General features: G+C 54.3%; 11 protein-coding genes. 9 read left to right on the forward strand and 2 right to left on the reverse strand.

The window, feature by feature from the left end:
- The first annotated feature begins 43 nt into the window (after nt 1-43).
- Complete coding sequence (gene queE / locus FDX09_RS15885; protein ID WP_038633185.1) at nt 44-715, forward strand: 7-carboxy-7-deazaguanine synthase QueE; 672 nt, start codon at nt 44-46, stop codon at nt 713-715.
- A 47-nt stretch (nt 716-762) separates the two neighbouring features.
- On the opposite strand, the gene queD is transcribed toward queE, so the two are convergent.
- Nucleotides 763-1,125 (reverse strand): 6-carboxytetrahydropterin synthase QueD, encoded by a 363-nt coding sequence (gene queD / locus FDX09_RS15890; protein ID WP_006687049.1) that lies wholly within the window; start codon nt 1,123-1,125, stop codon nt 763-765.
- Between the two features lie 438 nt (nt 1,126-1,563).
- On the opposite strand from queD, the gene cysJ reads away from it, so the two are divergent.
- From cysJ to cysH, 3 genes are all read left to right on the forward strand, one after another.
- A complete protein-coding gene (cysJ, locus tag FDX09_RS15895) occupies nt 1,564-3,363 on the forward strand; it encodes an NADPH-dependent assimilatory sulfite reductase flavoprotein subunit (RefSeq protein WP_137347493.1) in 1,800 nt (599 codons plus the stop codon).
- Nucleotides 3,363-5,075, forward strand: coding sequence for an assimilatory sulfite reductase (NADPH) hemoprotein subunit (cysI, locus tag FDX09_RS15900; protein WP_069324551.1), 1,713 nt, complete (start codon nt 3,363-3,365; stop codon nt 5,073-5,075). The genes cysJ and cysI overlap by 1 nt, the downstream gene beginning before the upstream one ends.
- Before the next feature lie 76 nt (nt 5,076-5,151).
- On the forward strand, nt 5,152-5,886 hold the full coding sequence (gene cysH, locus FDX09_RS15905; protein ID WP_137347494.1) for a phosphoadenosine phosphosulfate reductase: 735 nt from the start codon (nt 5,152-5,154) through the stop codon (nt 5,884-5,886).
- A gap of 49 nt (nt 5,887-5,935) precedes the next feature.
- On the opposite strand, the gene FDX09_RS15910 is transcribed toward cysH, so the two are convergent.
- Nucleotides 5,936-6,973 carry an aminopeptidase gene (locus FDX09_RS15910; RefSeq protein WP_038633171.1) on the reverse strand — a complete coding sequence of 346 codons (1,038 nt, stop codon included), beginning with the start codon at nt 6,971-6,973 and terminating at the stop codon, nt 5,936-5,938.
- Between the two features lie 254 nt (nt 6,974-7,227).
- Between FDX09_RS15910 and cysD the strand changes: the two genes are divergently transcribed.
- The 5 genes from cysD (at nt 7,228) to ftsB (ending at nt 11,075) form a co-directional block, all read left to right on the forward strand.
- Entirely contained in the window at nt 7,228-8,136 is a 909-nt protein-coding gene (cysD, locus tag FDX09_RS15915) for a sulfate adenylyltransferase subunit CysD (protein WP_003034152.1), read from the forward strand.
- Between the two features lie 9 nt (nt 8,137-8,145).
- Nucleotides 8,146-9,573, forward strand: coding sequence for a sulfate adenylyltransferase subunit CysN (gene cysN, locus FDX09_RS15920; RefSeq protein WP_137347495.1), 1,428 nt, complete (start codon nt 8,146-8,148; stop codon nt 9,571-9,573).
- Nucleotides 9,573-10,178, forward strand: a complete 606-nt coding sequence (gene cysC / locus FDX09_RS15925) for an adenylyl-sulfate kinase (protein WP_069324554.1) — start codon at nt 9,573-9,575, stop codon at nt 10,176-10,178. Before cysN ends, cysC begins: the two co-directional genes overlap by 1 nt.
- Nucleotides 10,179-10,225: 47 nt before the next feature.
- Complete coding sequence (locus FDX09_RS15930; RefSeq protein ID WP_038633162.1) at nt 10,226-10,549, forward strand: DUF3561 family protein; 324 nt, start codon at nt 10,226-10,228, stop codon at nt 10,547-10,549.
- Between the two features lie 214 nt (nt 10,550-10,763).
- Nucleotides 10,764-11,075, forward strand: a complete 312-nt coding sequence (gene ftsB, locus FDX09_RS15935) for a cell division protein FtsB (RefSeq protein WP_003034163.1) — start codon at nt 10,764-10,766, stop codon at nt 11,073-11,075.
- Nucleotides 11,076-11,077: the final 2 nt, after the last annotated feature.

Here is an 11,077-nt window from a genome sequence, read left to right on the forward strand (position 1 = left end):
GGGATCTGCGATAATTAGCGTTTATCCCCATATTGAGAACGCTATGCAGTACCCGATTAACGAGATGTTCCAGACCCTGCAAGGTGAGGGTTACTTTACCGGCGTCCCCGCCATTTTTATTCGTTTACAGGGATGCCCGGTTGGCTGTGCCTGGTGCGATACCAAACACACCTGGGATAAGCTTGAGGATCGGGAAGTCTCCCTGTACAGCATCCTGGCTAAAACGAAAGAGAGCGATAAGTGGGGCGCGGCGAGCAGCGAAGATTTGCTGGCTGTTATTCAGCGTCAGAGCTATACCGCCCGTCACGTGGTGATCACCGGCGGTGAGCCCTGCATTCATGACCTGATGCCGCTGACTGACCTGCTGGAAAAGAACGGCTTTAGCTGCCAGATTGAAACCAGCGGTACCCACGAAGTACGCTGTACGCCGAATACCTGGGTGACCGTATCGCCGAAGGTGAATATGCGCGGTGGTTATGATGTGCTGTCACAGGCGCTGGAGCGCGCGAATGAAATCAAACATCCGGTCGGCCGCGTTCGCGATATTGAAGCGCTGGATGAACTGCTGGCAACGTTGAGCGATGATAAGCCGCGAATTATTGCCTTACAGCCAATCAGCCAGAAAGAAGACGCGACGCGTCTGTGCATTGATACCTGTATCGCGCGTAACTGGCGTCTGTCGATGCAGACCCATAAATACCTGAATATTGCCTGATAAATTTTGCCGGGTGGGCTTCGCATCGCCATCCGGCAAAGTCACAATCACTCGCCGCGATACACGCAACCCGCTGTGCAGGTCTCTTTTACCATCACTGCGCTCAGCAGAGGGACAACCGGTTTTACCTGATCCCAAATCCATTTTGCCAGCACTTCGCTGGTTGGGTTTTCTAAGCCTGGAATATCGTTCAGATAGTAGTGATCAAGTCTGTCATAAGTCGGCTTAAACGCCGCCTTTAACTCTGCGAAATCCATGATCCAACCGGTATGCGGATCGACTTCACCGGTAATTTCAAGACGCACCATAAATGAGTGACCATGCAGGCGACCACACTTATGCCCTTCCGGTACATGCGGCAGGCGGTGAGCGGCTTCGAAGGTGAAATCTTTAAACAAGGTGGTGGACATTTTTTACTCTCAAGAATGCGAAAAACCGCCGTAGGGTACCGTAAAGAGCAAATTTTATCATTAGTTAAAAGGGCGCAGAGTATCAGAACAATCCATTCATAAAGATAATGTTCAATAACTATTTATATATCAAATGCTTATTAAATCGATTTCGCTGTTAATAACTATAACTAAAACAGGTTAGTTCATTTGGTTATTTGTTATTTCTATCCCTTCTTTAATTGTTACTATGCCCGCCGTTAACCTAATACTCGTCATACTTCGAGCTGCATGTGTGTTGGCTTCACTCTCTTATCCCAGTCACTTACTTCAGTAAGCTCCTGGGATTCGTTCACTTGCCGCCTTCATGCAACTCGAATTATTTAGAGTATTTTCATTTCTTTTTTTGGTGCCATTTGGGCACGAAAAACAGCTTTGCTTACTGGAACATGACAACGCATGACGACACAGGCCCCACCTTCCGCTCTGCTACCGCTAAACCCGGAGCAACTGGCTCGCCTTCAGGCGGCCACGACCGATTTCACTCCCGCGCAGCTTGCGTGGGTTTCTGGTTATTTTTGGGGCGTGCTGAATCAGCAGCCGGGGGCGAATGCAGCGGCTCCTGCGCCTGTTGCCGAAATGCCGGGGATTACGCTTATCTCCGCCTCGCAAACCGGCAATGCGCGTCGTGTGGCGGAAGCCCTGCGCGATGATCTGATTGCCGCGAAGCTCAATGTCACTCTGATCAATGCCGGCGACTACAAATTCAAACAAATCGCCAATGAAAAGTTGCTGGTTGTGGTGGCATCGACTCAGGGAGAAGGAGAACCAGCGGAAGAAGCTGTGGCGTTACATAAATTCCTGTTATCGAAAAAAGCGCCGAAACTCGATAACACTGCTTTCGCCGTGTTTGCTCTCGGCGATACCTCTTACGAATTTTTCTGTCAGGCCGGTAAAGATTTCGACAGCAAGCTGGCTGAGCTGGGCGGTGAACGCCTGCTCGATCGCGTCGATGCCGACGTCGAATATCAGGCCGCTGCCGCGCAGTGGCGTGTCCGGTTGGTTGATGTACTGAAAGCGCGTGCGCCTGCAGCACCGTCTGTACAAGTTGCAGCGAGCGGTGCGGTAAATGAAGTACATACCAGCCCCTACACCAAAGAAGCGCCGCTGACGGCGTCCTTGTCGGTGAATCAGAAAATTACCGGTCGTAACTCGGAAAAAGACGTCCGCCATATCGAAATCGATCTCGGTGATTCCGGCCTGCGTTATCAGCCGGGTGACGCGCTGGGCGTGTGGTATCAGAACGATCCGGCACTGGTGAAAGAGCTGGTTGAACTGCTGTGGCTGAAAGGGGATGAGCCGGTTACGGTGGAAGGAAAAATCCTGCCGCTGGCCGAAGCGCTGGAGTGGCATTTTGAGCTGACGGTCAACACCGCGAATATCGTGGAAAACTACGCCACGCTGACGCGCAGTGAATCGCTGCTGCCGCTGGTGGGCGATAAAGCCCAGCTTCAGCAGTATGCGGCTGCCACGCCAATCGTCGATATGGTGCGTTTCTCCCCGGCACAGCTTGATGCCGAAGCATTAATCGGCCTGCTGCGTCCACTGACGCCGCGCCTGTACTCTATCGCCTCTTCACAGGCGGAAGTTGAAAGCGAAGTGCACGTGACCGTCGGCGTCGTGCGTTACGACATCGAAGGTCGTGCCCGCGCCGGTGGTGCTTCCAGCTTCCTCGCCGACCGCGTGGAAGAAGAGGGCGAAGTGCGCGTGTTCATTGAGCACAACGACAACTTCCGCCTGCCGGCGAACCCGCAGACCCCGGTGATTATGATTGGTCCGGGCACCGGTATCGCGCCGTTCCGCGCCTTTATGCAGCAGCGCGCCGCCGACGGTGCGGAAGGTAAGAACTGGCTGTTCTTCGGTAACCCGCACTTCACCGAAGACTTCCTCTACCAGGTCGAATGGCAGCGCTACGTGAAAGAAGGCGTGCTGAACCGTATCGATCTGGCCTGGTCCCGCGATCAAAAAGAAAAAATCTACGTACAAGACAAACTGCGCGAACAGGGCGCGGAGCTGTGGCGCTGGATTAATGACGGTGCCCACATTTATGTCTGCGGCGACGCCAGGCGCATGGCCGCAGATGTCGAAAAAGCATTGCTGGAAGTGATTGCTGAGTTCGGTGCAATGGACATCGAAGCGGCGGATGAATTTTTAAGTGAGCTGCGCGTTGAGCGCCGTTATCAGCGAGATGTCTACTAATGAGCGAAAAATACCCAGGGCCTTTAGTGGTCGAAGGCAAACTGACTGACGCCGAGCGCATGAAGCGTGAAAGTAATTTCCTGCGCGGCACCATCGCGGAAGACCTGAATGACGGTCTGACCGGCGGTTTTCACGGCGATAATTTCCTGCTGATTCGTTTCCACGGCATGTACCAGCAGGATGACCGCGACATTCGCGCCGAGCGCGCCGAGCAGAAGCTGGAGCCGCGCCATGCGATGTTGCTGCGCTGTCGTCTGCCGGGCGGGGTGATCACCACCACCCAGTGGAAGGCCATCGATAAATTCGCCGCTGACAACACGATTTACGGCAGCATCCGTCTGACCAACCGTCAGACCTTCCAGTTCCACGGCATTCTGAAGAAGAACGTCAAGCCGGTGCATCAGATGTTGCACTCCGTCGGGCTGGACGCGCTGGCGACCGCCAACGACATGAACCGTAACGTGCTGTGCACCTCCAACCCGTATGAGTCCGAGCTGCACGCCGAGGCCTACGAGTGGGCGAAAAAGATCTCTGAACATCTGCTGCCGCGCACCCGCGCCTATGCGGAGATCTGGCTCGATCAGGAGAAGGTCGCCACCACCGACGAAGAACCGATCCTCGGCGCAACCTATCTGCCGCGTAAATTTAAAACCACGGTGGTGATCCCGCCGCAGAATGATATCGATCTGCACGCCAACGACATGAACTTCGTGGCGATTGCCGAAAACGGCAAGCTGGTGGGCTTTAACCTGTTGGTCGGAGGTGGTCTGTCTATTGAGCACGGTAATAAGAAAACCTACGCGCGTACGGCAAGCGAGTTCGGCTTCCTGCCGCTGGAGCATACCCTGGCCGTGGCCGAAGCGGTGGTGACGACCCAGCGTGACTGGGGTAACCGTACCGACCGTAAAAACGCGAAAACCAAATATACCCTGGAGCGCGTCGGTATCGACACCTTTAAGGAAGAGGTTGAGCGCCGCGCGGGGATCAAGTTTGAGCCGATCCGCCCGTATGAATTTACCGGTCGTGGCGATCGCATCGGTTGGGTGAAAGGGATCGACAACAACTGGCACCTGACGCTGTTTATCGAAAACGGTCGTATCCTGGATTATCCTGGACGTCCGCTGAAAACCGGTTTACTGGAGATCGCGAAGATCCACAAAGGCGATTTCCGCATCACCGCTAACCAGAACCTGATTATTGCCAGCGTGCCGGAAAGCCAGAAAGCGAAGATCGAGAAGCTGGCGCGCGACCACGGGTTGATGAATGCGGTGAAACCGCAGCGTGAAAACTCGATGGCCTGCGTGTCGTTCCCGACCTGTCCGCTGGCGATGGCGGAGGCCGAGCGTTTCCTGCCGTCGTTTACGGACAAAGTGGAAGCGATTCTGGAAAAACACGGCATCCCGGACGAGCATATCGTGATGCGCGTGACCGGCTGCCCGAACGGCTGCGGCCGCGCGATGCTGGCGGAGCTGGGTCTGGTGGGCAAAGCCCCGGGGCGTTACAACGTGCATCTGGGCGGCAACCGCATGGGAACACGTATTCCGCGCATGTATCGCGAAAACATTACGGAAGCGGAAATTCTCGATTCCATTGACGAGCTTGTCGGGCGCTGGGCGAAAGAGCGTGAAGCGGGTGAAGGCTTCGGCGATTTTACGGTGCGTGCGGGCATCATTCGCCCGGTGCTCGATCCAGCGCGTGATTTCTGGGAATAAGTTCCCTTTGCCTGGTGACGCGACGGTTTTGTAGGCCTGATAAGCGTAGCGCCATCAGGCATAAGATGAGGTAATCATGTCAGTACTTGATCTACACGCATTGAACGACCTGCCGAAAGTTGAACGCGTTATGGCGCTGGCGGAAACTAACAGCCAACTGGAAAAGCTGGACGCCGAAGGCCGCGTGGCGTGGGCACTGGAGAATTTGCCGGGAGAATACGTGCTCTCTTCCAGCTTTGGTATTCAGGCCGCAGTAAGCCTGCATCTGGTGAATCAGATCCGCCCGGATATCCCGGTAATTCTGACCGATACCGGCTATCTGTTCCCGGAAACCTACCAGTTTGTTGACGAGTTAACGGACAAACTCAAGCTGAATCTGCAAGTCTATCGGGCGAAGGAGAGTGCTGCCTGGCAGGAAGCACGCTATGGCAAACTGTGGGAGCAGGGCGTTGAGGGCATCGAGAAATACAATGACATCAACAAAGTCGAGCCGATGAACCGGGCGCTAAAAGAGCTGAAAGCACAGACCTGGTTTGCGGGCCTGCGCCGCGAGCAGTCAGGCAGCCGGGCGCATTTGCCGGTACTGGCAATTCAGCGCGGCGTGTTTAAAGTGCTGCCGATCATCGACTGGGATAACCGTACCGTTTACCAGTATCTGCAAAAGCACGGGCTGAAATATCACCCGCTGTGGGACCAGGGCTATCTGTCGGTGGGTGATACGCATACTACCCGCAAATGGGAGCCGGGCATGGCGGAAGAAGAGACGCGCTTCTTCGGGCTGAAGCGCGAGTGCGGGCTGCACGAAGGGTAATATGAGCCTCGGTAAGCGTTATGCATTACCGGGGCTCTTTTTTTCAGGATTACCCTGCCTTCGCCAGCTCTTTTACCAGCGGCAGCATGATGCGTACCACGTCGCGGCTGCGGTGTTCGATTCGCCCAGGTAACGCTTTATCGATATGCTGTTGGTTATCCAGACGCACATCGTGCCAGCTGTTGCCATCCGGGAATGAAGGGCTTTTGGCGCGTTGTTGATAGCCATCTTTCTTGCCCAGGTTCCAGTTGGTCGCTTCAACGGAAAGGACGGCAATTCCCGCGTTATCGAACACCTCTGCGTCGTTACAGCAGCCGGTACCTTTCGGATAGTCTTTGTTCAGTCCGGGGTTGGTGCTGGCGACAATACCGCGGCTGCGTGCGATGACCAGCGCCCGGTCGCGCGTCAGTTTTCGTACGGCTTCCGGGGTTCTTTTCCCGCTGTTGAAATAGAGCTTATCGCCAACGATCAGGTTATCGAGGTTGATAACCAGCAGCGTATTTTTCTTCTCGGCGGCGCTCATTCGCTTCAGGATGTTCTCTGCGCCGAGTTTGCCTTCCTCTTCACCGCTGGTGGCGATAAAGCGAATACCATACTGCGTCGGCACATTTTTGAGTCGTTCAGCCAGCTCCAGCATCACGCCCACCCCTGCGGCGTTGTCGTCGATACCCTGTAGGGTTAATCCACCCAGATTGGCATCGGAATCGGCGTCGCTTTGCGCAGCGTAGGTGTCGAGGTGCGCCATGATAATAATCTGCTGTGGCGCTTTGCCTTCATGTGCTGCAATGACGGTACTGCCCGTTACGTTATGCCAGTTTTTACGATTATCTTTGGCGGTATAAATATAGCGGCTGTTAAACGTCCGAATATCACTGCTATAGCCCATCTGCTGAAATTGCTGACGTATATAATCAGCAGATAACATTTCTGCCGGAGAACCCGTCACACGGCCTGGGAAGAATGTGGCGATGTAGCGTGCCTGGGTATTTGCGATATCTCCGGGCTTCGAAGATGTTGCCTGTGCGGGAAGGATAAAGCACGCGCCGAGCGCCAGGGCGGTAGTCAGGTGGCGCAATGCGGAAAACATAGTGAGTCCTTAAATACCAAGCAGAAATTTTTAGCCGCTAGTATGAAACCGTGATCGCGGTAAAACAATTTCATTTGCTCCTAAATGCCCGAAATCCGGTGGCTTAAGCACTTTTTGATATTTGCTTTTCCAGATCGTTATTCCTTTGAGGAACTACTCATTCCAATTCGTAATTTCATTCGCCTCCTTGCCCTCCCTATAGTCAGGTTATCTGAGCATCGTTAGCAAAATAACGGCATTACATAGGAACGGTTATGGATCAAAAACGACTTACCCACCTGCGGCAACTGGAAGCGGAAAGCATCCATATCATTCGTGAGGTGGCCGCCGAGTTTTCTAATCCGGTGATGATGTATTCCATCGGCAAAGATTCCAGCGTAATGCTGCATCTGGCGCGCAAAGCGTTTTATCCTGGCACGCTGCCGTTCCCCTTGCTGCACGTTGATACCGGTTGGAAATTTAGCGAGATGTATGAATTTCGTGACCGTACGGCGAAAGCCTACGGCTGCGAACTGCTGGTGCATAAAAACCCGGAAGGGGTGGCGATGGGCATCAACCCCTTTGTCCACGGCAGCGCTAAGCATACCGATATTATGAAAACCGAAGGGCTTAAGCAGGCGCTGAACAAATACGGTTTTGACGCCGCGTTCGGCGGCGCACGCCGTGATGAGGAGAAATCGCGCGCCAAAGAGCGCATTTACTCCTTCCGCGATCGCTTCCATCGCTGGGACCCGAAAAATCAGCGTCCGGAACTGTGGCACAACTACAACGGACAAATTAACAAAGGCGAAAGCATTCGCGTATTCCCGCTCTCTAACTGGACCGAACAGGATATCTGGCAGTACATCTGGTTGGAAAATATCGACATCGTACCTTTGTACCTGGCGGCTGAGCGTCCGGTGCTGGAGCGCGATGGTATGTTGATGATGATTGATGACGACAGAATCGATCTGCAACCCGGCGAAGTGATTAAAAAGCGCATGGTGCGTTTCCGCACGCTTGGCTGCTGGCCGCTGACCGGCGCGGTGGAGTCTAACGCGCAGACGCTGCCGGAAATTATTGAAGAGATGCTGGTCTCAACCACCAGTGAACGTCAGGGCCGCGTGATTGACCGCGACCAGGCGGGCTCCATGGAGCTGAAGAAACGTCAGGGGTATTTCTAAGGAGCCGTCATGAATACGACACTTGCACAACAAATTGCTAATGAAGGCGGCGTTGAAGCCTGGATGGTTGCTCAGCAACACAAAAGCCTGCTGCGTTTTTTAACCTGCGGTAGCGTGGATGACGGGAAAAGTACCCTGATTGGTCGCTTGCTGCACGATACCCGGCAGATCTATGAAGATCAGCTCTCATCGCTGCATAACGACAGTAAACGCCACGGCACCCAAGGCGAAAAACTCGATCTGGCGCTATTGGTTGACGGCTTGCAGGCCGAGCGCGAGCAGGGCATCACCATCGACGTGGCTTATCGTTATTTCTCCACCGAGAAGCGAAAATTTATTATTGCGGATACCCCCGGTCACGAACAGTACACCCGCAACATGGCGACCGGTGCGTCGACCTGCGACCTGGCGATCCTGTTGATCGATGCGCGTAAAGGCGTGCTCGATCAGACCCGTCGTCACAGCTTTATCTCCACGCTGCTTGGGATCAAGCACCTGGTGGTAGCGATCAACAAAATGGATCTGGTGAGCTTTAGCGAAGAGACATTTAACCGCATCCGCGAAGACTATCTCACGTTTGCTGAACAACTGCCGGGCAACCTGGATATCCGTTTTGTGCCGCTCTCCGCGCTGGAAGGCGATAACGTGGCTTCGCAAAGCGTCAGCATGCCATGGTACAGCGGCCCGACGCTGCTCGAAGTGCTGGAAACCGTTGAGATCCAGCGCATTGTCGATACCCAGCCGATGCGTTTCCCGGTGCAGTATGTGAACCGACCAAATCTGGATTTTCGTGGTTATGCCGGAACGCTGGCCTCCGGTCGCGTGCAGGTAGGGCAACGCGTCAAGGTGTTACCGTCCGGCGTTGAGTCGAGCGTGGCTCGGATCGTTACCTTTGATGGTGATTTACAGCAAGCGCATGCCGGTGAAGCGATCACCCTTGTGCTGAAAGATGAGATTGATATCAGCCGGGGCGACCTGCTGCTGGATGCAGGTGAAGCGTTGCCAGCGGTACAAAGCGCTGCCGTTGATGTGGTGTGGATGGCGGAACAGCCGCTGTCGCCGGGGCAGAGCTACGACATCAAAGTTGCCGGCAAGAAGACCCGCGCGCGCGTGGATACCGTGCAGTACCAGGTCGATATTAACAACCTGACCCAGCGTGAGGTCGACGCGTTACCGCTGAACGGCATTGGTCTGGTTAATCTGACGTTTGATGAACCGCTGGTGTTGGATACCTATCAGCAGAACCCGGTTACGGGTGGGTTGATTATCATTGACCGCCTGACTAACGTCACCGTCGGCGCGGGGCTGGTGCGTGAGCCTATCATCCAGGAGCAAGCCGCCGCTTCTCAGTTCAGCGCGTTTGAACTGGAGCTGAATGCGCTGGTGCGTCGCCACTTCCCACACTGGGGTGCGCGCGATCTGCTGGGAGGCAAATAATGGCGCTGCATGACGAAAACGTCGTCTGGCATGCCCATCCTGTTACACCGCAACAGCGGGAGCAACGCCACGGTCACCGTGGTGTTGTGCTGTGGTTTACCGGACTGTCTGGCTCCGGTAAATCTACCGTAGCGGGAGCGCTGGAAGAAGCGTTGCACAAGCTGGGCGTCAGCACTTATCTGCTGGATGGCGATAACGTGCGTCACGGCCTGTGCAGCGATCTGGGGTTTAGCGATGCCGATCGTAAGGAGAATATCCGTCGGGTTGGCGAGGTGGCTAACCTGATGGTGGATGCCGGTCTGGTAGTTCTGACCGCCTTTATCTCTCCGCATCGCGCCGAGCGAAAAATGGTCCGCGAGCGCGTTGGCGCAGGGCGTTTTATTGAGGTTTTTGTCGATACGCCATTAGCAACGTGCGAAGCGCGCGACCCAAAAGGGCTGTATAAAAAAGCCAGGTCGGGGGAGTTGCGCAATTTCACCGGAATTGATTCGGTATACGAAGCGCCTGAATCGCCAGAGATTCATCTGGATGGTGAACAATTGGTAACAAATTTGGTTCCCCAATTATTAGACCTGCTGAGGCAGGGAGATATTATCAGATCCTGAGACACCCGAGCTTACATGCCCGGTCAGTCACGGTCACAGGATTAGATATGCGTAACAGCCATAACATTACTATTACAGAGTCAGAGACCTTCGCTACCGACGACGAAACCACCTGGTCCCTACCAGGGGCCGTGGTCGGTTTTGTAGCGTGGCTGCTGGCGCTGGGGTTCCCATGTCTGATGTATGGCCCTAACACACTGTTTTTCTTCCTTTATACCTGGCCTTTCTTCCTCGCGTTGCTGCCCGTGGCGATTGTGGCGGGTATTGCCCTGCACTCGCTATTAAAAGGAAAGCTGCTGCTGAGCATTACCAGCACCCTACTGGTGGTGGGTGGAATGTTTAGCGCGCTATTCTTTTGGCTTTTGGGCTAGGCTAAGTGCGTTTTAAACGATCGCCGATGTCGTTCACTGTCTGGTCATAATTCAAACCGTAACCAACAATGAGATTATGTTCTCCTTACACGGGGTATACGTAACAACGGGCAAATGTGGTACATTTGCCCGCGTTGTCGCGGCATTCCCGTCCGTTGATGTAAAGTCGTCTACGGAAGTTATGGGATGTTAATGCCGTTTTTCAGGGGGCAGGATGGGTAAACTTACGCTGCTGTTGCTGGCTTTATTAGTCTGGCTACAGTATTCGCTGTGGTTCGGTAAGAACGGCATACATGACTATAGTCGCGTCAACGATGATGTTGCTGCGCAGCAGGCTACAAACGCGAAACTTAAAGCGCGTAACGATCAGCTCTTTGCTGAAATTGACGATCTCAATGGCGGACAAGAGGCCATTGAGGAGCGCGCGCGCAACGAACTCAGCATGACTAAGCCGGGCGAAACTTTTTATCGTCTGGTGCCTGACGCGTCTAAACGCGCCCAGACTGCAGGGCAAAACAATCGATAAAT

This window comes from Citrobacter sp. wls717 (assembly GCF_005280955.1).
Lineage (GTDB): Bacteria > Pseudomonadota > Gammaproteobacteria > Enterobacterales > Enterobacteriaceae > Citrobacter > Citrobacter werkmanii.